General features: G+C 67.6%; 20 protein-coding genes and 1 pseudogene. 10 read left to right on the top strand and 11 right to left on the bottom strand.

Annotated elements, in window-relative coordinates; translation table 11 throughout:
• The first annotated feature begins 55 nt into the window (after positions 1 to 55).
• Both PMI14_RS10940 and PMI14_RS10935 read left to right on the top strand, forming a co-directional pair.
• Positions 56 to 1,159 carry an iron-containing alcohol dehydrogenase gene (locus tag PMI14_RS10940; RefSeq protein WP_035203293.1) on the top strand — a complete coding sequence of 368 codons (1,104 nt, stop codon included), beginning with the start codon at positions 56 to 58 and terminating at the stop codon, positions 1,157 to 1,159.
• Between the two features lie 42 nt (positions 1,160 to 1,201).
• The gene (locus PMI14_RS10935) at positions 1,202 to 2,662 is read left to right on the top strand and encodes an aldehyde dehydrogenase family protein (protein WP_007854043.1); all 1,461 of its coding nucleotides are present in this window, start codon (positions 1,202 to 1,204) and stop codon (positions 2,660 to 2,662) included.
• A 143-nt stretch (positions 2,663 to 2,805) separates the two neighbouring features.
• Here the strand turns inward: PMI14_RS10935 and PMI14_RS10930 are convergent, their stop codons facing one another.
• The 4 genes from PMI14_RS10930 to PMI14_RS10915 all read right to left on the bottom strand — a co-directional run bounded on the left by PMI14_RS10930 (position 2,806) and on the right by PMI14_RS10915 (position 6,915).
• Positions 2,806 to 3,801 (bottom strand): tripartite tricarboxylate transporter substrate binding protein, encoded by a 996-nt coding sequence (locus PMI14_RS10930; RefSeq protein WP_007854041.1) that lies wholly within the window; start codon positions 3,799 to 3,801, stop codon positions 2,806 to 2,808.
• A complete protein-coding gene (locus PMI14_RS10925) occupies positions 3,798 to 4,697 on the bottom strand; it encodes an alpha/beta hydrolase (protein WP_007854039.1) in 900 nt (299 codons plus the stop codon). Before PMI14_RS10925 ends, PMI14_RS10930 begins: the two co-directional genes overlap by 4 nt.
• 152 nt (positions 4,698 to 4,849) lie before the next feature.
• Positions 4,850 to 5,755 carry a LysR substrate-binding domain-containing protein gene (locus tag PMI14_RS10920; protein ID WP_035203285.1) on the bottom strand — a complete coding sequence of 302 codons (906 nt, stop codon included), beginning with the start codon at positions 5,753 to 5,755 and terminating at the stop codon, positions 4,850 to 4,852.
• Between the two features lie 122 nt (positions 5,756 to 5,877).
• The gene (locus PMI14_RS10915) at positions 5,878 to 6,915 is read right to left on the bottom strand and encodes an amidohydrolase family protein (protein WP_007854035.1); all 1,038 of its coding nucleotides are present in this window, start codon (positions 6,913 to 6,915) and stop codon (positions 5,878 to 5,880) included.
• Positions 6,916 to 7,161: 246 nt separating this feature from the next.
• Between PMI14_RS10915 and PMI14_RS10910 the strand changes: the two genes are divergently transcribed.
• Entirely contained in the window at positions 7,162 to 8,211 is a 1,050-nt protein-coding gene (locus tag PMI14_RS10910) for a porin (RefSeq protein ID WP_007854033.1), read from the top strand.
• Between the two features lie 81 nt (positions 8,212 to 8,292).
• On the opposite strand, the gene PMI14_RS10905 is transcribed toward PMI14_RS10910, so the two are convergent.
• Positions 8,293 to 9,918: an FAD-dependent monooxygenase gene (locus PMI14_RS10905; protein WP_035203289.1), complete on the bottom strand. Its 1,626-nt coding sequence runs from the start codon at positions 9,916 to 9,918 to the stop codon at positions 8,293 to 8,295.
• A 319-nt stretch (positions 9,919 to 10,237) separates the two neighbouring features.
• On the opposite strand from PMI14_RS10905, the gene PMI14_RS10900 reads away from it, so the two are divergent.
• The 5 genes from PMI14_RS10900 to groL all read left to right on the top strand — a co-directional run bounded on the left by PMI14_RS10900 (position 10,238) and on the right by groL (position 14,396).
• Positions 10,238 to 10,519 (top strand): hypothetical protein, encoded by a 282-nt coding sequence (locus tag PMI14_RS10900; protein ID WP_052024376.1) that lies wholly within the window; start codon positions 10,238 to 10,240, stop codon positions 10,517 to 10,519.
• Positions 10,516 to 11,355: a fumarylacetoacetate hydrolase family protein gene (locus PMI14_RS10895; RefSeq protein ID WP_007854028.1), complete on the top strand. Its 840-nt coding sequence runs from the start codon at positions 10,516 to 10,518 to the stop codon at positions 11,353 to 11,355. Before PMI14_RS10900 ends, PMI14_RS10895 begins: the two co-directional genes overlap by 4 nt.
• 31 nt (positions 11,356 to 11,386) lie before the next feature.
• Positions 11,387 to 11,968, top strand: coding sequence for a VOC family protein (locus PMI14_RS10890; protein WP_007854026.1), 582 nt, complete (start codon positions 11,387 to 11,389; stop codon positions 11,966 to 11,968).
• Between the two features lie 375 nt (positions 11,969 to 12,343).
• Positions 12,344 to 12,634, top strand: a complete 291-nt coding sequence (locus PMI14_RS10885) for a co-chaperone GroES (RefSeq protein WP_007854024.1) — start codon at positions 12,344 to 12,346, stop codon at positions 12,632 to 12,634.
• Between the two features lie 109 nt (positions 12,635 to 12,743).
• The gene (gene groL / locus PMI14_RS10880) at positions 12,744 to 14,396 is read left to right on the top strand and encodes a chaperonin GroEL (RefSeq protein WP_007854022.1); all 1,653 of its coding nucleotides are present in this window, start codon (positions 12,744 to 12,746) and stop codon (positions 14,394 to 14,396) included.
• Between the two features lie 102 nt (positions 14,397 to 14,498).
• On the opposite strand, the gene PMI14_RS10875 is transcribed toward groL, so the two are convergent.
• The 3 genes from PMI14_RS10875 to edd form a co-directional block, all read right to left on the bottom strand.
• Positions 14,499 to 16,595: a TonB-dependent siderophore receptor gene (locus tag PMI14_RS10875; protein ID WP_007854020.1), complete on the bottom strand. Its 2,097-nt coding sequence runs from the start codon at positions 16,593 to 16,595 to the stop codon at positions 14,499 to 14,501.
• Positions 16,596 to 16,793: 198 nt separating this feature from the next.
• Positions 16,794 to 17,450, bottom strand: coding sequence for a bifunctional 4-hydroxy-2-oxoglutarate aldolase/2-dehydro-3-deoxy-phosphogluconate aldolase (gene eda / locus PMI14_RS10870; protein WP_007854018.1), 657 nt, complete (start codon positions 17,448 to 17,450; stop codon positions 16,794 to 16,796).
• Positions 17,441 to 19,210, bottom strand: coding sequence for a phosphogluconate dehydratase (edd, locus tag PMI14_RS10865; RefSeq protein ID WP_007854017.1), 1,770 nt, complete (start codon positions 19,208 to 19,210; stop codon positions 17,441 to 17,443). The genes eda and edd overlap by 10 nt, the downstream gene beginning before the upstream one ends.
• 102 nt (positions 19,211 to 19,312) lie before the next feature.
• Between edd and PMI14_RS10860 the strand changes: the two genes are divergently transcribed.
• A complete protein-coding gene (locus PMI14_RS10860; RefSeq protein WP_007854015.1) occupies positions 19,313 to 20,230 on the top strand; it encodes an SMP-30/gluconolactonase/LRE family protein in 918 nt (305 codons plus the stop codon).
• A gap of 9 nt (positions 20,231 to 20,239) precedes the next feature.
• Here the strand turns inward: PMI14_RS10860 and PMI14_RS10855 are convergent, their stop codons facing one another.
• On the bottom strand, positions 20,240 to 21,454 hold the full coding sequence (locus PMI14_RS10855) for an AGE family epimerase/isomerase (RefSeq protein WP_007854013.1): 1,215 nt from the start codon (positions 21,452 to 21,454) through the stop codon (positions 20,240 to 20,242).
• Positions 21,455 to 21,547: 93 nt separating this feature from the next.
• Positions 21,548 to 23,110: a glucose-6-phosphate isomerase gene (pgi, locus tag PMI14_RS10850; RefSeq protein ID WP_007854011.1), complete on the bottom strand. Its 1,563-nt coding sequence runs from the start codon at positions 23,108 to 23,110 to the stop codon at positions 21,548 to 21,550.
• Positions 23,111 to 23,300: 190 nt separating this feature from the next.
• Between pgi and zwf the strand changes: the two genes are divergently transcribed.
• Positions 23,301 to 24,755: a glucose-6-phosphate dehydrogenase gene (gene zwf / locus PMI14_RS10845; RefSeq protein WP_007854008.1), complete on the top strand. Its 1,455-nt coding sequence runs from the start codon at positions 23,301 to 23,303 to the stop codon at positions 24,753 to 24,755.
• A gap of 180 nt (positions 24,756 to 24,935) precedes the next feature.
• Here zwf and PMI14_RS34175 read toward each other — a convergent pair.
• Positions 24,936 to 25,029 (bottom strand): annotated as a pseudogene (locus PMI14_RS34175) (DUF4148 domain-containing protein); the annotation flags it as partial.

The raw sequence follows: 25,029 nt of genomic DNA, 5'->3' as shown, positions 1-25,029 counted from the left end.
CTGCCTACCATGCAGCGACATGACCGCCGTGCCTTCGCCTTCCCATCACCCCGCCGTGCTGCCCCTGCCCCGCTGGATCCTCGGTCCCGGCAGCCTCTCTGGCCTGCCCGGGGAGCTTGCGTTGCTGCGCGTGGCGCGCCCCTTGCTGCTGAGCGACGAGGGGCTGGCGCGGGCCGGCGTGCTGGAGACGGTGGCGGTCTTTCTGCCGCCCGGGACCGCACGCCACTTGCTCGCCGCCGAGGACCCGACCTGCCGCGATGCGGACCAGGCCTTTGCCGTCTACCAGGCGTCAGGCTGCGATGGCATCGTCGCACTGGGCGGCGGCTCGGTCATCGACACGGCCAAGATCGTGGCGGCGCTGGTGCAGGTCCCCGCCGATGGCGCGCGCGGCCTGCTGGGCCGGCCCGATCGCATTGGCCCCGGAGTGGCGCCGTTGCTGGTGGTGCCCACCACCATCGGCACCGGCAGCGAAAGCTCGCCCGCCACCGGCCTGCACCCCGATGCGGGCACGCGCGCCATCGGCACGCGCAGCCCCTTCCTCGTGCCGCGCGCGGTGATCAGCGACCCGCAACTGGTGCGCAGCCTGCCGCCGCGGCTGGTAGCCGCGACGGGCATGGATGCGCTGGCCCATTGCCTGGAAGGCTTTCTCGCCGACCCGCCGCACCCGCTGGTGGACGCCATCGCCCTCGACGGCCTGGCGCGCGCCTACGGCCATGTGCAGGCCGCGCTGCACCCCGGCGCGGACGCTGCGCGCCTGGAGCTCATGGTGGCTTCGTTCGCGGGCGGGGTGGCCATCCACAAGAGCCTGGGGCCCGCACATGCCATTGCCCTTGCCTGCGGCGACCAGCGCCTGCACCACGGGATGATGGTGGCGGCCGCCCTGCCCGAGGCCATGGCCATCGCCGCCGACAAGGTGCCGGCCAAGTCCGACCGACTGGCGCAGGCGCTGGGACTGTGCTCACGCTTCGACATCGCCCCGGCCCTGCGCGAGCTGAATGCCGCGCTGGACCTGCCCACGCACCTGGGCCGCGCCGGCTACCGCGTGTCGGACCCGGACGGCCTGGTCCAGGCCATGGCCACCAGCCCCTTCAACCGCAGTGCGGCCTATGCACCCAGCGCCGACGAATACCGCGCGATGGCAGCCACGCTGCTCTTCTGACGCCACCGAACACGACACACCCAGAACCGGAGACACGACCCCATGCCCCCCTTGATCGACCACACCACCCACTTCATCGCAGGGCGCTGGAGCGCCCCTGACACAGCCACCTTCCCCGACCGCAATCCGTTCACGGACGAGGTCGTGGCGCAGGTGGCCGCCGGCACGCGGCAGCACGCGCAGGCCGCCATCGACGCCGCACACGCCGCCTTCCCCGCCTGGGCCGCGATGCCGCCAGGGCAACGCCAGCGGCTGTTCCTGGCCGCGGCCGACATCGTGGAGCGCCGCGCCGAGGACTTCGTGCGCCTGCTGGCGGCCGAGACCGGCACCGCCTCGGGCTTTGCGCGCTTTCAGATCCGCTGGTCCGTCGACCTGCTGCGCCAGGCCGCGGGCTGGGGCTACCGGCCTGCGGGCGACGTGCTGCGCAGCGACACGCCCGGGCGCTTCGCGATGGCCGTGCGCAAGCCCCTGGGCGTGGTGGCCGGCTTCGCCCCCTGGAACGGCGCGTTCTGCCTGGCCTGGCGCACCGTGGTGCTGCCCATGGCGTTCGGCAACACCATGGTGCTCAAGCCCTCGGAAGAGGCGCCCCTGTCCGCCGGCTTGGTGCTGGCCGAGGTGCTCGAAGAGGCCGGCTTCCCCGCGGGCACCTTCAACGTGGTGACGCACGGCCCCGGTGACGCCGGCCCGATCGCCGACGCGTTCTTCGAGAGCCCGCACGTGCGCAGCATCAACTTCACCGGCTCCTCGGCCACGGGCCGCATGCTGGCCGAGCGTGCGGGCCGCGCGCTCAAGCGCATCGTGCTGGAGCTGGGCGGCTACAACCCGCTGCTGGTGCTGGACGACGCCGACCTGGACCTGGCGGTGAACACCACGGCCTTCGGCGCCTTCTTCCACCAGGGGCAGATCTGCATGAACACGCGCAAGGTGCTGGTCGACCGCAGCATTGCCGACGCCTTCGTGGAAAAGCTGGCGGCCAAGACCCGGTCGCTGCCCATGGGCGACCCAGCCGCGCCCGGCACCGTGATCGGCCCGCTCATCAACGACCGGGCCCTGGCCCAGGTGCGCCAGCGCGTGGACGAAGCCGTGGCCCTGGGCGCCCGCGTGGTGACAGGCGGGCGCGCCAACGGCCGCGTGTACGAGCCCACCATCCTGGTGGACGTGCCGGCAACCGCCCCGGTGAGCTGCGAGGAGACCTTCGGCCCGGTGCTGATCGTGCAGCCCGTGGACAACCCCGAGCAGGCGATGTCCGAGGCATTGGCCACGCCCTACGGCCTGTGCGCCGGCATCCTCACGCGCGATGCGCAGCGCGGCTTGGCATTGGCGGAGCGCTTCGACTGCGGCATGGTGCACATCAACGGCGCCACCATGGCCGGCGAGCCGGCCATGCCCAATGGCGGCGTCAAGGACAGCGGCTGGGGGCGCTCGGGCCACTACGCCATCGAGGACTTCACCGAGGTGCGCCTGACCACACTGACCCAGGGTGCGCTGCAGTACCCGGTGTAGCGCCCTTCATGCCCCAGGCCCTGGATACAGACCGGCATCCAGGGCCTTTCTCTTTCTGCGGGGCACCAACGGCGGCCCAAAAGAAAAGCCAGCCGGCACGGGCCGACTGGCTTGGCATCCCCATCGGCGCTCCGGCGCGTGCGTCAGTCGGCCGTGATGCCCGCGCGCTTGACCACGCCCTTCCAGCGGGCGATGTCGGTATTGATCAACGCGCCCATCTGGGCCGGGGTGCCCGTGCTCACGCGCAGGCCCTGCTTGGCCAGTTCGGCCTGCACGTCGGCGCGGTTCATCGCCTCGACGAAGTCGCGGTTCAGGCGCTGCACCAGGTCGGCCGGGGTGCGCGCCGGTGCCAGCACGGCATACCAGGCGTCCACCGCGTCCATGGCAGGAAAGCCCTGCTCGCGGAAGGTGCGCACCGCCGGCAGCAGATCGCTGCGCTTTTCGCCAGTCACGGCCAGTGCCTTGACGCGCCCTGCCTGGATCTGCGTGCGCAACGAGGGCACGGAGCCGAACATCATGTCCACCTGCCCGCTGATCAGGTCGGTCGTGGCATTGGCGATGCCGCGGTAGGGCACGTGGACCACGAAGACCCCCTGGTCCGCCTTGAACAGCTCCATGGCCAGGTGGTGCGGCGTGCCATTGCCCGGCGTGGCGTAGTTGAGCTTGCCCGGCCGGCCCTTGGCCAGCGCGACCAGCGAAGCCACGTCCTGCACCGGCAGGGCCGGGTTCACCGCGAGCACGAAATTGGCCTCGGCCAGCTTGGCCACGGCGGCGAAGTCGCGTGCCGCATCGTAGGGCTGGCTCGCCTGCACCGCGGGCGTCATGGTGTGGGTGTTGATGGCCATGAGCAGGGTGTGCCCGTCGGGCTCGGCCCGGGCCACGGCCTGCGCACCCATGGCGCCGCTGGCCCCGGGCTTGTTGTCCACCACCACGGGCTGGCCCCATTTGGCGGCCAGGTGCGGGCCGATCAGGCGGGCAATGGTGTCGCTGCCGCTGCCGGGCGTGAACGGCACGACCAGGGTCACGGCCCGGGCCGGGAACGCGGCGCGGGCCTGCGCGGCAGCGTGCAGGCCGGTACCGAGCAGGCCGGGCGCCGCCAGGCAGGCGAGCAGCTGTCTTCTGCGCAGTGGCGTCGTCATGTGGCCTCGCATGCGCACTGCAGGGCAAACGCCAGCTGCTGCAGCTGCAGCGTGTGGCCGTAGTGGTGAAAGTCCATGCAGTGGCCGGTCTGCTGCACCATGGCGGCATCGACGCGCGGCGAGTGCGCCAGCGCCCGGGCAAAGCCCGCGACCTCGTCGGCGCCCATGATCCACAGCGGGTCCTGCGCCGACTGGCGGTAGTGCACCGGCACGCGGATGGCCGCGAGCGTGGCGGGCGCGTTGTCCGTCCAGGTGCTGACGATGTCCACCAGCTCCGCCTTGGGCGCTGGCGCATCGGCCGCCTGGCTGGCCTCGACCATGGCCGGATGGTAGCTGCCCGCCGGGCCGAACATCATCTGCACCTTGACGGGGCCGGGCATCTCCACGGTGGGGGTGTCGGGCAGGCTCTCCCACAGCGGCTTGTGCTCGGGCGGGGTTTTGAGGCACATGCCCGACAGCGCAATGCCCAGCAGCGGGAAGGCGGGCGCTGCACTGGCCGCCTCGGCGGCGAGGCTGGCGGTGATGGCGCCGCCGATGGAGTGGCCGATCAGGAAGATGCCGCGCGTGCCCTCGCCATAGCGCTGCCAGCAGTCTTCCAGCACCTTGAGCAGGTAGGTGGCCTGGCCCTTCACGGTGCTCTGCGCTGCGGGCAGGGCCGGGCTGCCGCCGTAGCCCGGGCGGTCCAGCGCCACCACAGGGATGCCGTTGGCCACGGCCCGGTCCAGCAGCGATGCGCCGGGAATGTCGAAGTAGCGCGAGGTGTAGGTGCCGCCGTGCAGGGCGACCACCAGGGGCAGCGGGGGGCGGCTATTGCTGCTGCCGGGCAGCCGCACACGCCCGGTCAGGTCGCCGGCGACCTTGGCGGCGGGGCCGGGTTGGAACGATGAGGTATTCATGCTTTTTGTCTCCGTTGAAATGCTTCTGTGGGGCCATGCCCGGGTGCATATCCACCCACCGAACGCGCAGCGTAATGCCTCAGGGAAACAACGGACAGATGAGAAAGATGAGAAACCGATGCTGCGATTGCATCGCAGCGGGCCCTGCGGCCTCAAGGCACCACGGTGTCCATGTGCAGTGCGGCCCGGCGGATCATGTCGCAGAAGTACTCGGCCGCGGGCGTGAGCGGAAGGCCGGTGCGGCGCACGATGCAGATCGGCGGCGCAGCCAGCGATTCCTGCACATCGATCTTCTGCAGAAACCCCTTGAACAGGGGCACCTGCGCCCACTGCTGGGGCAGCATCGTCAGCAGGTCGGAATGCGCCACCGTGAAAAAGAAGGTCAGCGCGGAGTGGCCCTGCACGACCAGCCTGGGGGCGGGCAGGTCGTGCTGCTTGAACAGGGGGGAGAGCTCGTCTTCGGCACGGTGCGTCACCGAGGTGCTGACCCATTCTGCGCCCACGAGGTCCCTCAAGGACCTCGCGGATGACAGCGGGTGCCCCTTGCGCCCCAGGATGACGCGCTCATTGTCGAACAGCTTTTCCACCGTCAACTCGCCGGAAACTTCCCCGAGGATCGGGCCGATGTAGAAGTCCATCGTCCCGCCCGTGAGCTCCAGCTCCACCCGCGGCAGCACGGCGTCGAACAGGTCCAGGGTCACCTTGGGGAAGGCCTGCCTGAACGGCCCCAGGGCATTGGGAAGCAAGGCCATATGGGCAACGCTCGAGAGGCACATGCGGATGTGCCCATGGGTCGCGCCTTGCAGCTGTTCGATCTCTTCCTGGGCACGTCGGAACTCGCTGCGCACGGCCTTCGCACGCCGCAGGAATACTTCGCCCATGGGCGTCAGCTGCACGCCTTTCGCACGGCGCTCGAACAGCACCGCACCGAGTTCCTTTTCCAGCTCCTGGATACTGCGCGTCATGGCCGGCTGCGCCAGCCCCAGCTGGCGCGCTGCGGCACGCAAACTTCCACGCTCTGCCACTGCCAGAAAATCACGAATCGAATTGAACTTCACTGGCGGAGTTTGGCGTGGGATGCGCTATGCAAAAGAGGGAGAAAGCCGAAAATTATCGGCCCTCCCTCGTGCGCCAGGCATCCGGGGAATCCCGCACCATCGGCCCGATGGCGGCAACGCGTTCAGCAGTCGCCGTGCATCCCGAGCAGCTTGTACGCGTTGCCGAAGTACAGCTTGCGCGCGTCCTTCTCGTCGAGGTCCAGGTCTTCGATGGAGCGGATGCCCTCGCGGATGAACATGGGTCCGCCCTCGGGATCGAACGGACAATCGCTGGCAAACACCACGTGGTCGGCGCCGAAGAAATCCAGGCCGCAGCGCAGCGCGGAACTGGACCCACCGAGCACGGTGTCACCGTAGAACATCTTGAAGTACTCGATCGGCGGCTTGGACAGGCGTTTGAGCGCGTCGGCGTCCGACCCGTCGATGCTGCGGCTGCCCAGCTGGGCCCACAGCGTTTCGGCACGCCCGGAAAAGTACGGCAGCATGCCACCGCAGTGGTGCGTGATCAGGCGCAGCCCGGGCAGCTTTTCGAGCAGCCCCGAGAACACCATGCGGGCCATGGCGACGCTGGTCTCCACCGGCCAGCCCAGCACCTGCCAGATCTCGTACTGGGACTTGTCCTCGTCGGGGTAGTCGGCCCGGCTGGCCGGCCGCGTGGGATGCATCCACACCGGCATGCCGTGCTTTGTGGTCACGCGCTCAAAGACCTCGAACAGCTCCGGCCGGTCGAGCGCGCTGCCGTTGACGCTGGTCAGGATCTGCACGCCCTTGGCGCCGAGGACCTCGATCGCATAGTCCATCTCGTCGAGCGCGGCCGCGGGATTGTTCATGGGCAGCGAGGCCACGAAGGCCGGAAACTTGTGCGGCCACTGGCGGCAGATTTCGGCCATGCCTTCGTTGGCCACCCGCGCGTAGCCCGGGGAGACATCGGGCCCGCCCAGCATTTCCGGCGACGGCACCGCACAGGTGATGACCTGCCGGACCTCGGGCCACTGGTCCAGCATCTTCACACGTGCCTCCATGTCCCAGAGCATGCGCAGGGAATTCATGCGCCGGACCATGCCGGGCTCCTTGCCATGCCGGTTCACCAGCTCCAGGTAGGCGGGGGGCATGACGTGGTTGTAGATATCGATCTTGGTGGGTTTTGCAGTCGTGGTCATGGGTCTCGGTGTCTCCTGCAGGCACTTTAAGCGACCCGGGCTGCTGCCCGGTAGATCACAAAAACGCGCATGCGCCACGGATTCTGAATCGCTCCACGCCGCCTGCGCAGGGCCGGCCCCGAGAGATGCGCCAACGCTATCGAACCGACGATTCCGTCATCTGTTGCGGAACTTCTTCGCTCCCTATCTTCAGGGCCCAGTTGCTCGCAACCCCATGCGGCGACTGACAACCCATCAGGAGACAAAGTGAAAAAATCCATGCTTGCCGTGGCAGCCGTTGCTGCCACCGTTCCGTTTTACACCCACGCCCAATCGAGCGTCACGCTGTACGGCCGCATCAATGTCGGTGTCGAGCATTTCAGCTATGGCTCCACGCCCACGCGCGCCGCGTCGCGCCTGAGCGTGCTGACCAGCGACGCATCCCTGTGGGGCGTGCGCGGCAGCGAGGACCTTGGCGGCGGCAACCGTGCCTACTTCAAGCTGGAATCGGGCTTCCAGGCGGACACGGGCGCGGTCACCGACGGCACCAAGTTCTTCAGCCGCGAGTCGTACGTGGGCCTGAGCAGCCCCACGATGGGCTCGCTGCAGCTGGGCAGCCAGTGGGCGCCAGGGCTGTGGCAGTCGCTGCGTGCGGACCCGTTCCTGCGCTTCGGGCCGGGCGGCCAGCCCTATGTGCTGCAGGTGGCGCGCGGCTACACCCTGCGCTACGACAACGCGCTGCAGTACATCTCGCCCAAGCTGGGCGATGTCTCGGCCCGCTTCTACCATGCGCTGGGCGAAGGCCAAGCCGTCGGCAAGGCCAGTGCCCTGAGCGTGGACTACGACAGTGCACCGCTGTATGTCGGCGCCTATGTGGAACAAAGCCGCGTCGATGGGGCCACCGTGGGCCGCCCTGGAGGCCCGGTCTCCAGCCGCACCACGTCCGTGGCGGCCTCCTACGACTTCTCGGTGGTCAAGCTCCACGCGCAGGCCCAGACCAACCACGTGGCCGGACTGCCCAACGTCGATGGCTACCTGCTCGGCGTGTCGATCCCCGTCGGCGTGGGGCAGATCAAGGCCTCCTACGTGCACAAGGATGCCCGCAACGCGGACGCATCGTCCCTGGGCGTCGGCTACTGGCATTCGCTGTCCAAGCGCACCATGCTGTTCGCGAACGTGGCCCGCCTGTCGAACAAGGGTCTGGCCGCCTACCGCATGGGCCCCGCGCTGGCCGAGCAGGGTGCCCTGGGCCCCAACGGTCCGGTGGCCGGGCAGAACGCCACGGCCATCAACATCGGCATGATGCACACGTTCTGAGCCTCCATGCAAAAAGCCGCAACACGGACCGTGTTGCGGCTTTTTTCTTGTGCGCCCGCTGCCGGCAGCGGGCCTCGGGAATCAGCTGCTGCGCCCGCTCACCCGTGCCAGCAGCGCCACCAGGTCCGCGGGCAAGCCATCCCCGCGCCAGGCCACGTGCTGGTCCGGACGCACCAGCACGTGGCGCGCACCATAGAGTGCTGCCACGGAACCTTTTGGCGCGCGCACCACGGTCAGTGGCAGCTGGCAGGCCCGCGCCGCGGCCTGCACCTGCTCCGCGGCCGCATCCTCGGACCCATCGGTCACCAGCCAGGTGAAGCCGCTGCCAAAGGTGTCGTAGAGCGAGCGCCCGTCGTGCAGCCAGGCGTGGGGTGCGATGCTGCCGGGGCGCGCCGAGGGCAGGTAGTTGAGGAAGTCGGCCTCGGGCTCGGGCCCTTCCTCGCTGGCGATGATGGGCGAAGCCACATACCGGTAGCCCTTGACCACGCCCAGGGTGTTGAACTCGCGCAGCTTGGCGGCCATGATGCGCGCACCAATGGCAGCCCGCGCCTGCGTGCCCGCGGCGGAGTCGTCCTCCAGCCCGTCCTGCACCAGCTGGTTGCTCAGCGTCGAGTGGTTGGCCGTGGCCTCGTCCATCACGAACTGGTGCACCGGGCGGCGCTCGGCCTCATAGCTGTCGAGCAGCCGGGGGCCTCCCCAGCCCTGCAGCACGGCAGCCAGCTTCCAGCCCAGGTCCACGCCGTCGGCAATGCCCATGTTCATGCCGTAACCACCGAAGGGCGGGTGCAGGTGGCAGGCATCGCCCGCCAGGAAGACACGGCCCTGGCGGTAGCGGTTGGCCAGCAGCTTGCTCGCCACCCACTCGTCGGAACTGAGGATCTCGTAGGGCAGGTCGATCCCCGTGGCGCGCTGGATCAGCGGTGCGGCGTCGGCCGCACGGAACTTGACGCTTTCGGACACCGCGGTGGGCATGAAGAACCAGCGGTCCCCGGTGTCCATGGGGCCGATCAGGCTGGGCACATCGGTATTGACCTGCCAGTACATGATGGCCGGGCCGTGGCGGTGGGCCTTGTCCAGGCCGGGCGCGCGAAACACCACGTTGTAGTTGCGCGAGAGCCCGTAGCTGCCCTCCATCTTCGCGCCGATGGCGTCGCGCACGGCGCTGCGTGCGCCGTCCGCGCCCACCAGGAAGTCGGCCACGATCACGGACTCGCCACCGCCGTCGAGGTCCTTGACCCGGGCGGCCACGGTGTCGCCCTGCTCGAAGCCCAGCAGCTCGCAGTTGAAGCGGATCTCCACGCCCGGCAGCGAGGCGGCATGCTCGCGCAGCACCTCCTCCACCGTGTACTGCGGGATCCACTGGGCATGCTCGGAGTACATCGGGTTCTTGCCGGGCGCGCAGTACATCGCATTCTCGAAGCGGGCCAGCTCATGGCCGGCCAGCCGCGTCACGAAGAGCACGTTGGAGGGGTAGTCCACGCCCAGCGGCGAGGCCTGGCGCAGCTTGTCGGCAATGCCCCAGCGCCGCAGGTGCTCGCGCGTGCGCACATTGGTGGTCTTGGCGCGCGGCGCATGGCCGACCCGCGCATTGCGCTCGATGACCAGGCAGGGGATGGAGCGGTGGCCCAGCTCGATGGCCAGGGCCAGTCCGGTGGGGCCTGCACCGACGATCAGAACACGCGGCGTGGTGCGGAGGGGTTGATTCATGTTGTCATCCTTGGCTTGGTTGGCGCAGCTGTCGCCGCTTTGCGAGTCGGGATCGTAGGAACCAAGCACGCGCGCCAACAGATGCCGCACGCGTGGCATTGATAGCTGGTTTCGATCACCCGGCCATCTGTGGCGCCAAGTTGATTCACGGGCGGCATCGACAGGCGCTTTTTTCCATCTCCCTCGGCGGTGTCGTCAGTCCTACGATGCGCCCACAACAAAGGAGATGGCCGTGACAGCCGAGACAACCCCGTGGATACGTTCCGCGTTCTGGACTGGCCGGGTCAGGGCCGGTGCCGAAACACGCTTCCAGAAGCACATGCAAGAGGTCCTGGTGCCGGGCCTCGCGGCCATGCCCGGTGTGCATGGCGTGTACGCGCTGTGGCCCCGCAACCTGGAAGACTCCCCGCCCGCCATCGCCTGCCAGGTGCTGGTGACCTTTGCCAGCCGCGCCGACCTGGAACGCATGCTGGCGTCCGAAGAGCGCCGCCAACTGCGCCCCCAGGTGGCCGAGGCTGTCTCCATGTTCGACGGCAGCATCAGCCACATCGAGTTCGTGGCCAGCGCCCCCCCCAACCCCCTACTGAAGTCCATCCCATGAAGCTGCTACGCCATGGCCTGCCCGGCCAGGAAAAGCCCGGCGCGCTCGACGCCGCCGGCCAGGTCCGCGACCTGTCTCTTCTGGTCGCTGATTTCACCCCCGAATGGCTGTCGCCCGAGAAGCTCGGTGCGCTGGCGGCCATCGACCTCGCCCGCATGCCCCTGGTGCCCGCGGGCACGCGGCTCGGCGTGCCGGTGGCCGGCATCCGCCAGTTCGTCGCCATCGGCCTGAACTACCGCAAGCATGCGCAGGAGGCTGGCATGGAGATCCCCAAGGAGCCGGTGGTCTTCAACAAGGCTCTGACCTCGATCGCCGGGCCCAACGACGACATCACCCTGCCCCCAGGATCGGAGGCCGGCGATTGGGAAATCGAGCTGGCCTTCGTGATCGGCACGCTGGCGCGGCAGGTGCCGGTGGAGCGCGCACTCTTGCACGTGGCCGGCTACTGCCTGGCCAACGACGTGTCCGAGCGCGACTGGCAGATCAAGCGCGGCGGCCAGTGGGGCAAGGGCAAGAGCTTCGACGGCTTCGGCCCGATCGGTCCCTGGCTGGTCACCGCCGACGAACTGCCCGATCCGCAGGCCATCCCCCTGGAACTCAGGGTCAACGGCGAGCTGCGCCAGCGCAGCAACACCTCCGACATGATCTTCGGCGTGGCCGAGGTGGTCTCGCACCTGAGCCAGTTCATGACGCTGCTGCCAGGCGACGTGGTGATCACCGGCACGCCCGAAGGCGTGGGCCTGGGCATGAAGCCCAACCCCGTGTTCCTGCGCCGTGGCGACGTGATGGCGCTGTCCGCCGGTCCGCTCGGTACCCAGACACAGCGGGTGGTCTGAAACCCACGCCGCCCAGATTCAGGAGTTGTCCATGACCGATACCATCCGCCCCCGCTCGTTCGCACACGTCGTGTACCGCACCTACCGCTTCGAGCAGATGCTGCAGTGGTACGTGACCGTGTTCGGCGGCCATGTCCAGTACCAGAACCCCGTGATCGCCTTTGTCACCTACGACGACGAGCACCACCGTGTCGCACTGCTCAACCTGGGCATCCTCAAGGGCGAGTCCCAGGACCGCGTGCCGCGCGGGCAGCCCGGCGTGGACCATGTGGCCTATGGCTTCCAGAGCCTGACCGAGCTGATCGCCAAATACGCCGAACTCAAGGCCCGGGGTGTTCTGCCGTATTGGTGCATCCACCATGGCGTGACGGTCTCCATCTACTACGCCGACCCCGATGGCAACCAGATGGAATTCCAGGCCGACTGCTTCACGACCAACGACGACGCCAACGGCTTCATGAACGGCCCCCACTTCGAAACCAACCCGATCGGCGTGGAATTCGACCCCGAGGTCTACCTCGCGCGCCTGAACATGGGAACAGCAGAAGCCGACCTGCTGCCGCGCAGGGAGCACCTGCCGGTCTCTGACATCCGCGGTACCCTGATGGGCTAACCCGCGAACCATTGGCACCTCCAAGGATTCGGGCCCCTTTTTGCGGGCCCTTTTTTTCGCCAGTCGACTCTGGCCCTGGCGGCCTGGCGGCCTGGCGGCCTGGCGGCCTGGCAGCCTCGCACAGTGGTCTGAATTTATTCACAATTAGTTACAAATACCCTCTGCTCGGGGCGGCTCCACGGCCGCGTTCCGCACAACCGGATGCGTGTTTGACATCTTCCAATCACCCCCATGTCTTGAAACGGCAACAAATGCCCGTATCATTAGCACTCACTGCAACGGAGTGCTAACACCCCTTGCTGGATGAAGTTTGGCAGTGACTGGCTTTTCCAGGCGCTGCGTACCGTCGGTAATTTTTGAACCAGGAGCAATGCAATGAACCTTCGCCCCCTGCACGATCGCGTGATCGTCAAGCGTATCGAAAGCGAAACCACGACCGCCTCCGGCATCGTGATCCCCGACAACGCCGCTGAAAAGCCCGATCAAGGTGAAGTGCTGGCCGTCGGCCCCGGCAAGAAGAACGACAAGGGCGAGCTGATCGCCCTGAACGTGAAGGTCGGTGACCGCGTTCTGTTCGGCAAGTACTCGGGCCAGACCGTCAAGATCAAGGGCGACGAGCTTCTGGTCATGAAGGAAGACGACCTGTTCGCAGTGGTCGAAAAGTAAAAAGCTGCCGAGCGCGTGCCATGCATGGTTGCCTGGCACCTGCTCACCGCGCTTTTTCTTTTTCCCCAAGACAGTCGTAATTGATTCAGTTAATTTTCAGGAGCTCCAAATGGCAGCAAAAGACGTAGTTTTCGGCGGCGAAGCCCGCGCACGCATGGTTGAAGGCGTGAACATCCTGGCCAATGCGGTCAAGGTGACCCTGGGCCCCAAGGGCCGCAACGTGGTGCTGGAGCGCTCGTTCGGCGCCCCCACCGTGACCAAGGACGGTGTGTCCGTGGCCAAGGAAATCGAACTCAAGGACAAGCTGCAGAACATGGGCGCCCAGCTCGTGAAGGAAGTGGCCTCCAAGACCAGCGACAACGCTGGTGACGGCACCACCACCGCCACCGTGCTGGCCCAGGCCATCGTGCGCGAAGGCTTCAAGTACGTGGCCGCCGGTATCAACCCGATGGATCTGAAGCGCGGTATCGACAAGGCCGTGACGGCCCTGGTGATCGAGCTGAAGAAGGCTTCCAAGCCCACCACCACCTCCAAGGAAATCGCACAGGTCGGCTCGATCTCTGCCAACTCCGACGAAACCATCGGCAAGCTGATCGCTGACGCCATGGACAAGGTTGGCAAGGAAGGCGTGATCACCGTGGAAGACGGCAAGTCCCTCGACTCCGAACTGGACGTCGTGGAAGGCATGCAGTTTGACCGCGGCTACCTGTCGCCCTACTTCATCAACAACCCCGAAAAGCAATCCGCGATTCTGGACAACCCCTTCGTGCTGCTGTTCGACAAGAAGATCAGCAACATCCGCGACCTGCTGCCCACGCTGGAGCAAGTCGCCAAGGCTGGCCGTCCGCTGCTGATCATTGCCGAAGAAGTCGAAGGCGAAGCCCTGGCGACGCTGGTGGTCAACACCATCCGCGGCATCCTGAAGGTCGTAGCCGTCAAGGCTCCTGGCTTCGGCGACCGCCGCAAGGCCATGCTGGAAGACATCGCCATCCTGACGGGCGGCAAGGTCATTGCTGAAGAAGTGGGCCTGACCCTCGAGAAGGTGACCCTGGCCGACCTGGGCCAGGCCAAGCGCATCGAAGTGGGCAAGGAAAACACCATCATCATCGACGGCGCCGGCGCTGCAGGTGACATCGAAGCCCGCGTCAAGCAAGTGCGCGTGCAGATCGAGGAAGCCACGTCCGACTACGACCGCGAAAAGCTGCAGGAACGCGTGGCCAAGCTGGCCGGCGGTGTGGCCGTGATCAAGGTTGGCGCTGCCACCGAAGTCGAAATGAAGGAAAAGAAGGCCCGCGTGGAAGACGCACTGCACGCTACCCGCGCTGCCGTGGAAGAAGGCGTGGTTGCCGGTGGTGGCGTGGCCCTGCTGCGTGCCAAGCAAGCTGTGGGTGACTCGGTCAAGGGCGACAACGCCGACCAGGAAGCCGGTATCAAGCTGGTGCTGAAGGCCATCGAAGCGCCCCTGCGCGAAATCGTCAACAACGCCGGCGGCGAAGCCTCGGTGGTGGTGAACGCTGTGTTGGCCGGCAAGGGCAACTACGGCTTCAACGCTTCGAACGACACGTACGGCGACATGCTCGAACTGGGCATTCTGGACCCCACGAAGGTCACCCGCACGGCCCTGCAGAACGCTGCCTCCGTGGCATCGCTGCTGCTGACGACCGAAGCCATGGTTGCCGAAGCACCCAAGGACGAGGCCGGTGCCGGCGGCGGCATGCCCGACATGGGCGGCATGGGTGGCATGGGCGGCATGGGCATGTAATTGCCTGGCCGGGCACAGGAGCAGGCCGCCACGCGGCCCCTGTGCCCACCATGAAAAAAGCCCCGCAGGCTGCAAGGCCTGCGGGGCTTTCTCGTTGGCGCGTCAGAATCTGTAAGTCGCGCTCAGCACCACGTTGCGGCGCGTGGCCCACCAGCAGTCGCCGCGCGCGAGGCAGGTGCTCACATACTGCTTGTCGGCCAGGTTGCTGATGTTGAGCGCATAGCGCCACTGCGGCGTGTCGTACGCGAGCAGCGCATCCACGACCCCGGCCGAGGGGATGGTGGGACCGGCACCATCGCGGAAGGACGACAGCCAGCGGTACCCCGCTCCGACCGAGAAGCCCCGTACATCGCCGATCGCAAAGCGGTACACGCCCCAGGCCGCGGCCTGGTGGCGCGGCAGGCCTTCGAGTTGCGCATCCACGTCGGTGTAGTTGTAGTGGGCGATCACATCGAAGGCCGTGGCGACGCGGCTCTTGACCTCCAGCTCCAGCCCCTTGTTGCGGGTCTGCCCGGCCTGCAGCGTATTGCCGGCATTCACCGGGTCGGCGATCTTCTGGTTCTTTTCCTTGAGGTCGTACACCGCTGCCGTGAACTGGGTGCCGCTGCCTTCGGGCACGTACTTCACGCCCAGTTCGATCTGCTCGCCCTCCAGCGGCTTGAAGCGTTGGCCCTGCTTGTTGGTGCCGCTCACGGGGCTGAACGACTCGGCGTAGCTGATGTAAGGCGTCCAGCCACCTGGCAGCTGGTACATCACGCCCAGGCGCTTGGTGGTGTCGCTGGTGCGGTCGTCGGCCGATCCGGCCAGGCTGTTCACCGCGCGGTCATGGCGCAGGCCGGCCACGACGATCCAGTGGCCCCACTTCATCTGGTCCTGCAGGTAGATACCACCCTGGCGCTGCACGTTGCGCGGGCTGGCCTCGAGCGGTGCGGTCACCAGGTTGCCGTACACCGGCGCATAGGCGTCGATGGTGCTGAAGGCGCTGGCGGTCGCCTTGTCTTCGGTCTGGCGGTTCCAGTCCACGCCCAGCAGCAGCTGGTGGCGCAGCGCACCCGTGGCCAGGTTGCCCTGCAGGTGCGTATCCACCGCGGCCATGCGCGTGCGGGTAAGGGAGTCATCGTAGAAGCGGCCCAGCACGCGCTGGTTGACCGGGTCGGAACCGAAGCCGCCAAGGGCCGTGTAGAAGTCGCCCCAGTGGTACACGCCGCGGTTCTCGTTGCGTGCCAGGCGCAGGTTCTGGCGCACGGTCCAGGCGTCGTTGAAGCGGTGCTCGAACAGCCAGCCGACCGATTCGCGGTCGCTGTCGTAGTGGTCACCGGGCTCGCCGATGAAGCGCGACAGCGACAGCTGGCCGTTCGGGTTGGGCAGTAGCGTGCCCGACCAGGGGAGGAACTGCGAGGTGCTGCCCGTGCGGTCCTGCTGCCAGTGCGCCTGCAGCACCAGCGAGGTGGCGGCATTGGGACGCCAGGCCAGCGAAGGGGCGATCAGGCGGCGGTCGTCGGGCACATGGTCCACCTGGGTGTCGGCCGTGCGCGCCAGTGCCACCAGGCGGTAGGACCACTCGCCCTCCTTGGTCAGCGGGCCGGTCAGGTCGGCCTGCACCAGGCGGCGGTTCCAGCTGCCCAGCTGCACACCGACCTCGCGCTGCGCCTCCTGCAAGGGACGCTTGCTGCCCATGTTGATCACGCCGGCCACCGTGCCCGCACCGAACAGCATGCCCGAAGGACCGCGCAGCACCTCGATGCGCTCCAGCGTGTAGGCGTCGGAGCGGGTGACGCTGGTGTACCAGTTGTAGTTCTGTCGCAGGCCGTCGAGGTAGACGTCCGGGTAGCTGCCGCGCACGCGCATGCCGTCGGAGCGGCTGTCCAGGCCGTAGGCATCGCTGCGCACCCCGGCTGCGTAGAGCAGCGCATCCTGCAGGTTGGAAGCGCCCTGGTCCACCAGTTGGTCGCGCGTGACCACGGTGACGGACTGCGGTGTCTCGGACAAGGGCGTGTCCGTCTTGGTGGCCGTGGCAGCATGGCGTGCGCGGTAGCCCACCACCGGGGCCGTGGCCGACTCCTTCTCAGCGTTTGCATCCACCCGCACCTCGCCCAGGGTGGGTGCCGTTCCTTGCTGCGCAACAGCCCACGATGGAAGCAGGCCAAACGCGAGCGCGATGCCCATGCAGACTGCCGTCTGCTGGTGGTGGATCTTCATGATGGTCTCAAATGGAGTTAAGAATGATTCCCATTTTAAAAACCAAAATTGGACCACAGCCACCAGGTGTCGCTCTGAGACAACAAGCGTCCGGCGGGCTCCATCCCATGCAAAAGGCCCGCAGGCGATTCGCCTGCGGGCCTTTTTTCAGCCGCGTGTGAGAGGAATGGGTCAGCGGCCCACCGGGAGAAGCTGCGCTCAGCTGGCCGGCCGCAGCGACTGCGTGGCCTGCGCCAGCTGCGTGATGCGCGCCCAATCACCCGAGCGCACTGCATCGCCGGGCGTGAGCCACGAACCGCCCACGCAGCGCACATTGGGCAGCGCCAGGTAGTTGGGCGCCGTGGCATTGGTGATGCCGCCCGTGGGGCAGAAGCTCACCTGGCCAAACGGGCTGGCCCAGGACTTGAGCAACGGGATGCCGCCCACGGCCTCTGCCGGGAACAGCTTGAGGAACTGGAAACCATCGGCCAGCGCCTGCATGATCTCGCTGGAGGTGGCCACGCCGGGCAGCAGGGGAAGGTTCAGCCCCTTGCAGGCCGAGCCCACCGCCGAGGTGTAGCCCGGGCTCACGGCGAAGCGGGCACCGGCCTCGCTCGCGCGGCGCGCATCCTCGGCATTGAGCACGGTGCCCACGCCGACCACGGCCTCGGGCAGTTGGCGCGCGATGGCCTCGATGGCGGGCAGGCCTGCAGGCGTGCGCAGCGTGACTTCGAGCACCTTCACGCCGCCGGCGAGCAAGGCCTCGGCCAGGGGAATCGCGTCTTCGACACGATCGATCACGATGACCGGAATCACCGGGCCGTAGCTGGCGATGTCCAGCGGGTTCAGGGCAGGGGTGGAGGCATTCACAGCCATGTACAGGCTCCTTGTTCAGCGCCGCCTGCATGGCGGCGAAAGTTGGCAAACAGTTCACGCCCGAAGCCAGTGGCCACGGGCGCCTTGCATTCGTCGGGGGTGCGCGCAGACCATTCGGCCTCGTCCACCAGCACGTCGAGCGTACCGGCCACGGCGTCCACGCGCACCATGTCGCCGTTGCGCACCTTGGCCAGCGGCCCGCCGCCCAGCGCCTCGGGCGTCACGTGGATGGCAGCCGGCACCTTGCCCGAGGCGCCGCTCATGCGGCCGTCGGTCACCAGCGCCACCTTGAAGCCCTGGTTCTGCAGCACGGCCAGGGGCGGCGTGAGCTTGTGCAGCTCGGGCATGCCATTGGCACGCGGGCCCTGGAAGCGCACCACGGCCACCATGTCCTGCTGCACCTCGCCCGCGCTGAAGGCCGCGAGCAGTTCCTCCTGCGAGTCGAACACGCGCGCCGGCGCCTCGATGATGTGGCGGTCCTCCGGCACGGCCGAAACCTTGATCACGGCACGGCCCAGGCGCCCCTGCAGCAGGCGCAGGCCACCCGTGGGCGAGAACGGTTGGGCCACGGGGCGCAGCACGGCCTCGTCGCCCGAGGTGGCGGGCGCGGGCTGGCCACCGGCGGCGATGCCGCCCTCGTTCACGCTCAGCACGTCGGGGTGCATGAGGCCGTTGGCCAGCAGTTCGCGCAGGATCCAGGGCGGGCCGCCCGCGGCCTGGAACTGGTTCACGTCGGCGTCTCCATTGGGGTAGACACGGGCCAGCAGCGGCACCACGGACGACAGGTCGTCGAAATCGGTCCAGTCGATCAGGATGCCGGCGCTGCGCGCGATCGCCACCCAGTGGATCAGGTGGTTGGTGGAGCCGCCCGTGGCCAACAGTGCGGCCATGGCGTTGACGATGCAGCGCTCGTCCACCACATGGCCGATGGGCGTGAAGCGCTGGCCGCGCTTGCCGATGTCGAGCACGGTGCGCATGGCCTGGCGCGTGAACTCCTCGCGCTCGCCACTGCCCGGCGGGGCGAATGCGGCATCGGGCACGTGCAGGCCCATGGCTTCCAGCAGCATCTGGTTGCTGTTGGCCGTGCCGTAGAAGGTGCAGGTGCCAGGGCTGTGGTACGCGGCCGATTCGGCCTTGAGCAGTTCGTCGCGGCCGACCAGGCCCTGCGCGTAGAGCTCGCGCACCTTGGCCTTGTCCTTGTTGGGCAGGCCCGAGCCCATGGGGCCGGCGGGCACGAACACGCAGGGCAGGTGGCCATAGTGCAGCGCGCCGATCAGCAGGCCGGGCACGATCTTGTCGCACACGCCCAGCAGCAGCACGCCATCGAACACGTCATGGGACAGCGCTACCGCGGTGGCCATGGCAATATTGTCCCGGGAGAACAGCGACAGCTCCATGCCGGGCGTGCCCTGGGTCACGCCATCGCACATGGCGGGCACGCCGCCGGCCACCTGGGCCATGGCGCCGTGGCGCGCAGCCTCGTCGCGCAGCAGCGCAGGGTAGCTCTGGTAGGGCTGGTGGGCCGACAACATGTCGTTGTAGGCGGTAACGATGCCGATGTTGGGCGCCTTCTCGACCGTCACCTTGAACTTCTCGGAGCCCGGCAGCGCGGCATAGGCATGGGCCAGGTTGGCGCAGCCCATGCGGTCCTGCGGGGGCTTGCGCTGGACCATGGCGTCGACCGTGGCCAGGTAGGCGGCGCGGGTGTCCTTGCTGCGTTCGATGATACGGGCCGTCACGCGCGCTACGACTGAATGCATGGAATGCTCCATCGGGGGTGGATTTGGGTAGTGGGGAAAAGAGACAACGGCTCCGGTCGGAGCCTCTAGAATGTAACTCGATAACCATCCCGGATCAAGCCAATGTCCCTGCAGACCCTGCCCCTGCCGCCCTCGGAACTGGGCGAATCGCCGTTCTGGCACCCCCATGAAGCATCCCTTTACTGGTGTGACATCCAAGGCAAACGGGTGAATGCCTGGGAACCCGCCAGCGCACGCCTGCGCACCTGGGAGATGCCCTCCGAGCCCGGCTGCTGCGCACCGGCGGGTGGTCAAAAAATAGTAATCGGGTTACGGGACGGCTTTTACCTGCTCGATACCGTGAGCGGCGCCCTCGCCTGTCTGGCCCTGCTCCCTGCCGCCGCGCACGACACCCGTGTGCTGCGCCTGAACGATGGCCGCTGCGATTCGGCGGGCCGGTTCTGGGCCGGCTCGGTGATCAGCCCGCGCACGGCGCCCGACGCGGCCCTGTGGCGGCTGGAGGCGGCGCCAGGCGGCTTTCGGGTGCAGAAGATGGCCGGCGACAACTTCACTGCCAACGGCCTGGCCTTCAGCCCGGACGACCGCTGGCTCTACTGGTCGAACACGCCCGAGCACCGCATCGACCGCTTCGGCTTCGATGCCACCACCGGCAGCATCGAGGGCCGCACGCCCTGGGCCACCTTCCCGCCCAAGGTGGCCGGCGAGCCCTATGGCGGCCGGCCCGACGGCGCGGCCGTGGACGTGCAGGGCAACTACTGGGTAGCCATGTACGAAGGCGCCTCTTTGCTGCAGCTCTCGCCCGAAGGCCAGGTGCTGCAGAGCATTGCCGTGCCCGTGCAATGCCCCACCATGGTCTGCTTTGGCGGTGAGGACCTGCGCACGCTGTACATCACCTCGGCGCGCGCCGGGCGGCCGCAGGAGGAACTGGATGCAGCCATCCCGGCTGGCTCGCTGTTCAGCCTGCCCGTCGAGGTGCCGGGCCTGCCCGTGAATTTCTTCCAGTCCAGCGCGGCACTGTAAGACCCGCGCTCAGGGCGCGCGCTGCGCGCCCAGCGCCAGCAGCACGTCGTAGCAGGCGCCCATGTTGTGGTAATCGACCTTGCCGGCGTTGCTCTTCTCGCGCGTGTGGTTGCGGTTGCGGCCGTCGAGGATGCGGAACCAGGCGCCATGCGCGTGGTCCACGAAGTGCTGCCAGCAGTAGGCCCAGATCCGGTCGTACCAATCCCAGTAGCGCTGCTCGCCGGTGTGCACGGCCAGCACGGCGGCGGCGGCCATGCTCTCGGCCTGCACCCAGTGGTACTTGCCGTCGTCGCAGATGCTGCCGTCAGGCGCCATGCCGTAGACGATACCGCCGTGCGCGGTGTCCCAGCCCTTGTCCAGCGCGGCGTCGAACAGGAAGCGCGCGCACGGCAGGTGCCAGTCCGCAGGCGCCAGCGCATCGAGCTGAAGCAGCAGCTTGGCCCATTCGGTCTGGTGGCCGATCTGGTAGCCCCAGGGGCGGAAGATGTTGGTCCGGTCGTGGCGGTTGTAGTCCCAGTCCACCGACCAGTCGGCGCGAAAGTGCTCCCACACCCAGCCACCGGACAGCGCCGCCTGGCGCTGGCAGATGCCCTGCGCGAGCTGCTCGGCACGCTCGATGTAGCGCCGCTCGCCCGTGGCGCGAAAGGCCGAGATCATGGCCTCGCAGGCATGCATGTTGGCGTTCTGCCCGCGGTAGTCCGACAGCGCCCAGTCGCGCGTGGCCTCATCGGCATACAGGCCCCGGGACGGCTGCCAGAAATGCTGCTCGGCCGTCTCGAAGGCCTCGGCCAGCCACTGCCGCGCCTCGGGCACGCCGGCTTCGTGCGCACGCGCATAGGCCAGCATCACGAAGGCCATGCCGTAGCAGTGGCGCGTGGCGTCGAGCAAGGTGGCATGCCCGCCATGCCAGTCGATGAGCCAGGCGTAGCCGCCGGTGGCCGGGTCGAGGAAGGCCGCGCGCAGGAACTGCAGCGCATGCTCCATGCCCTTGCGGTAGCGTGCCTCGCCCGTGGTCTGGAACAGGATGGCATGCGTGACCACGAAGCGCGTGGCGCTCACCAGGTGGCGCGTGCGCTCGTCGTAGACGGTGCCGTCGTCCAGGAAGAAGTGGTACATGCCGCCGCCCGCATCGGTGGCCACGGGCTCGTAGAACGCCATGGTCTGGCGGATGTGCGCATGCAGGAATGCGGGCGAACGGAAATCGGGCGGTTGCGGTGCAGTCATGGGCTTGTCTCCTCGTTGGGCTGCGGTGGGCGGCCTGGACGCCTGAAGGCGCCTCGTTGTGAATGCAATGGAAGAAAAACGCTGCGCGGCAGCTCAGCCGCCGCGCAGGCGCGCCAGCAGGCCTGCCGTGGAGCCATCGAGCCCCGCCGCATCGCCCGAGGCCAGGCGCGACTCCAGGTCGCGCGCCAGCACCTTGCCCAGCTCCACGCCCCACTGGTCGAAGCTGTTGATGCCCCACAGGCTGCCGCTCACAAACACGCGGTGCTCTTGCAGCGCGATCAGCGCGCCCAGCGAGGCCGGGGTCAGCGAGTCGAGCAGCAGGAACGTGCTGGGCCGGTTGCCCGGGAAGTGGCGGTGGCCGTCTTCGGGGCCGGCCTTGCCCACCATCAGCGCCTGGGCCTGGGCCAGGGCGTTGGCGAGCAGCTTGTCCTGGTGGCCCGGCAGCGGGTGTGCGGCCTGGCGCACGGCCACGATCTCCAGCGGCAGCACGTCGGTGCCCTGGTGCAGCATCTGGAAGAAGGCGTGCTGGCCGTTGGTACCGGGCTCGCCCCAGAGCACAGGCGAGGTGGCGTACGGCAGTTCCTGCCCGTCGGCCCCCACGCGCTTGCCGTTGCTCTCCATCTCCAGCTGCTGCAGATAGGCCGGCAGCCGGCCCAGCGAGGCATGGTAGGGCGCGATGCAGCGGCTGGTGAATCCGTGGAAGTTGCGGTACCAGACATCGAGCAGGCCCAGGCGCACCGGCAGATTGGTGGCCAGCGGCGCGGTGCGGAAATGCTCGTCCATGGCATGCGCGCCGGCCAGCAGCTCACGAAAGCCCGCCGCACCGATGGCGATGGCAATCGGCAGGCCGATGGCCGACCACAGGGAATAGCGGCCGCCCACCCAGTCCCAGAAGCCGAAGGTGGTGGTGATGCCCAGGGCGCCTGCGGCCTCGACATTGGTGGTCAGCGCCGCGAAGTGGCGCGCCACGTCGGTGCCGCCTTCTGCACCGAACCAGGCCAGCGCGGAGCGCGCATTGGCCATGGTCTCGGCCGTGGTGAAGGTCTTGGAGGCGATCAGGAACAAGGTGCTCTCGGGCTTCACGCCCTGCAGCACGCCGTGCAGCTCGTGGCCGTCCACATTGGAGACGAAGTGCAGGCGCTTGCCGGCCGCGCGGAACGCATCGAGCGCGAGCACTGCCATGTGCGGTCCCAGGTCCGAGCCGCCGATGCCGATGTTCACCACGTCGGTGATCGCTCGGTCGTTGCGCACCTGCTCGGCGTACTGCAGCATGGCGTCGAGCGTGCCGTGCACCTCGGCCAGCTTCTGTGCGATGTCGGCGCCGTCACCGGGAAGTGCCAGGCCCTGGGGGCGGCGCAGCAGCGTGTGCAGCACCGCGCGGCCCTCGGTGTGGTTGATGGCTTCGCCAGCGAACATGGCGTCACGCTGGGCGGCGAGCCCGCAAGCCTCGGCCAGAGCGAGCAACAAAGCCTCGGTCGGCCGGTCCCACAGGTTCTTGGACAGGTCGGCAAAGATGTGCGGCGCCTGCTGGCTGAAGTGGTCGAAGCGCTCGCCATCCTGCGCGAACGCCTGCCGCAGATCCAGGTGGCGTCCCTCGGTGTCGAACAAGGCCTGCAAGGCGGGCCACGGCGGGGTCTGGTCGCAACGGAGGGACATGGAAAGGCTACCTGGGACGAAAGAATGAAAACGGCGAGATAGTAACTTGATTACCAAAACTGTCTGGTACTTTTTTGTTGCAGACACAGCTTGGAACGCCAGTTGCTCTGCAGTCCTACACAAAACGATGTAACGTGATTACAATTTCGAGCCACACGCGATCACACAAATGCACTGACACGGAGACCCCATGAGTTTTGACCTTGTCCTGTTTGGCGGCACCGGCGACCTGGCCTGGCGCAAGCTCATGCCGGCGCTGTTCCAGGCGTTCCGCCACGGAACGCTGCCCGAAGGGGGCCGCATCATCGCGGTGGCCCGTGACGAGCTCAGCCATGAACAATACCGCAGCCTGATCCAGTCACGCTTCGATGGTGTGGATCTGGCCAAGCGGCCGACCCCCGACGAGTTCGCACGCTTCGGCGCCCTGCTGCACTACCTGCGCATGGACCTGTCGCAAACCCAGGACTATGCCCGCCTGGCCGAGATGTTGCACGAGCGCAATGCCGAGTCGGTGGTGATGTACGTGGCCACGGCCCCGAGCCTGTTCACCAATGTCTGCGAGCAGATCGCCGCCGTGGGCCTGAACGGCCCCACCACCCGCGTGGTGCTCGAAAAGCCCCTGGGCCACGACCTGCGCTCCAACCAGGCCATCAACGACACGCTGCGCCGCGTGCTCAAGGAGGAACAGGTCTTTCGCATCGACCACTACCTGGGCAAGCCCTCGGTGCAGAACCTGTTCGCCATGCGCTTTGGTAACGCCCTGTTCGAGCCGCTGTGGCGGCGCGAGACCATCGCCAACATCCAGATCACCATTGCGGAGGAGCTGGGCGTGGAAACGCGCGGCGCCTTCTACGACCAGACCGGCGCCCTGCGCGACATGGTGCAGAACCATGCCCTGCAACTGCTGTGCGCGATCGGCATGGAGCCGCCCATCAACGCCAGCGCCAACGCCATCCGCGACGAAAAGCTCAAGGTGCTGCAGTCGCTCAAGCCCTGGAGCCCGGAGACCATCGGCCAGCACGTGATCCGCGGCCAGTATGTGGCCGGCAAGACGCACGGCGCCAGCGTGCCGGGCTACCTGCAGGAAAAAGGCGTGGCCGCAGCCAGCACCACCGAGACCTTCGTCGCGCTGCGCACCGAGATCTCCAACTGGCGCTGGGCCGGCGTGCCCTTCTACATCCGCACCGGCAAGCGGCTGGCGGGGCGCGACGCGCACATCGTCGTCAACTTCCGGCCCGTGCCGCATCCGATCTTCCGCACCTCGGCCGGCGCCGCCAACCGCCTGGTGATCAACCTGCAGCCCAAGGACGGGCTGGAACTGCACCTGATGGCCCAGGGCGCCGCCCAGCACCAGACCGAGCCGGCCCTTTCGCAGGTCTACCTGAACCTTGACTTCGACCAGCGCTTCGGCACCGAGCGCGTGGGCGCCTACGAGCGCCTGCTGCTCGACGTGATTGCGGGCCGCCTGAACCTCTTCGTGCGCAGCGACGAGCAAGAGGAGGCCTGGCGCTGGGTGGAACCCATCCTGCAGCACTGGCGCAATGACGCGCTGGGCCCACGGCCCTACACCGCTGGTAGCTGGGGCCCCAGCGCCGCCAGCGCCATGATCGCGCGCGATGGCTACTGCTGGAGTGAAGAGGTGTAAGGTCCAGCACGCGCCACCGCAGGCACCAACAAAAGAAGGGCTCCCAATGGGAGCCCTTTTCAATTGCCCGTTTCGGGGCAAGGGTGGGGAAACACTTCCACATGGTGGCGGCACCCACGACCGTGAAATGCCACCACCATGGGAAGGCCCGCAACTGGCGAGCCTTTGGCAGGCTATCTATTACAGGGCGCTGATTTCGCCCGAAGGGATCTGGCCCAGGCGCACAGCTTCGGCGGCTGCTGCACGCACGGCAGCGCGGTCGGCCGTGGACTTG

It is taken from the genome of Acidovorax sp. CF316 (assembly GCF_000276605.1).
In the GTDB taxonomy this organism is placed as follows: Bacteria; Pseudomonadota; Gammaproteobacteria; order Burkholderiales; family Burkholderiaceae_C; genus Acidovorax.
Note: the sequence above shows the minus strand (reverse complement) of the source record. Positions and strands in the feature narration are given on the sequence as shown.

Bases quoted from the DNA above. Each gene is read 5' to 3' on its own strand.
- PMI14_RS10935 (WP_007854043.1), top strand. From the start codon at position 1,202: ATGCCCCCCTTGATCGACCACACCACCCACTTCATCGCAGGGCGCTGG.
- PMI14_RS10930 (WP_007854041.1), bottom strand. From the start codon at position 3,801: ATGACGACGCCACTGCGCAGAAGACAGCTGCTCGCCTGCCTGGCGGCG.
- PMI14_RS10925 (WP_007854039.1), bottom strand. From the start codon at position 4,697: ATGAATACCTCATCGTTCCAACCCGGCCCCGCCGCCAAGGTCGCCGGC.
- PMI14_RS10915 (WP_007854035.1), bottom strand. From the start codon at position 6,915: ATGACCACGACTGCAAAACCCACCAAGATCGATATCTACAACCACGTC.
- PMI14_RS10905 (WP_035203289.1), bottom strand. From the start codon at position 9,918: ATGAATCAACCCCTCCGCACCACGCCGCGTGTTCTGATCGTCGGTGCA.
- PMI14_RS10900 (WP_052024376.1), top strand. From the start codon at position 10,238: ATGCAAGAGGTCCTGGTGCCGGGCCTCGCGGCCATGCCCGGTGTGCAT.
- PMI14_RS10895 (WP_007854028.1), top strand. From the start codon at position 10,516: ATGAAGCTGCTACGCCATGGCCTGCCCGGCCAGGAAAAGCCCGGCGCG.
- PMI14_RS10890 (WP_007854026.1), top strand. From the start codon at position 11,387: ATGACCGATACCATCCGCCCCCGCTCGTTCGCACACGTCGTGTACCGC.
- PMI14_RS10885 (WP_007854024.1), top strand. From the start codon at position 12,344: ATGAACCTTCGCCCCCTGCACGATCGCGTGATCGTCAAGCGTATCGAA.
- groL (WP_007854022.1), top strand. From the start codon at position 12,744: ATGGCAGCAAAAGACGTAGTTTTCGGCGGCGAAGCCCGCGCACGCATG.
- PMI14_RS10875 (WP_007854020.1), bottom strand. From the start codon at position 16,595: ATGAAGATCCACCACCAGCAGACGGCAGTCTGCATGGGCATCGCGCTC.
- eda (WP_007854018.1), bottom strand. From the start codon at position 17,450: ATGGCTGTGAATGCCTCCACCCCTGCCCTGAACCCGCTGGACATCGCC.
- edd (WP_007854017.1), bottom strand. From the start codon at position 19,210: ATGCATTCAGTCGTAGCGCGCGTGACGGCCCGTATCATCGAACGCAGC.
- PMI14_RS10860 (WP_007854015.1), top strand. From the start codon at position 19,313: ATGTCCCTGCAGACCCTGCCCCTGCCGCCCTCGGAACTGGGCGAATCG.
- PMI14_RS10855 (WP_007854013.1), bottom strand. From the start codon at position 21,454: ATGACTGCACCGCAACCGCCCGATTTCCGTTCGCCCGCATTCCTGCAT.
- pgi (WP_007854011.1), bottom strand. From the start codon at position 23,110: ATGTCCCTCCGTTGCGACCAGACCCCGCCGTGGCCCGCCTTGCAGGCC.
- zwf (WP_007854008.1), top strand. From the start codon at position 23,301: ATGAGTTTTGACCTTGTCCTGTTTGGCGGCACCGGCGACCTGGCCTGG.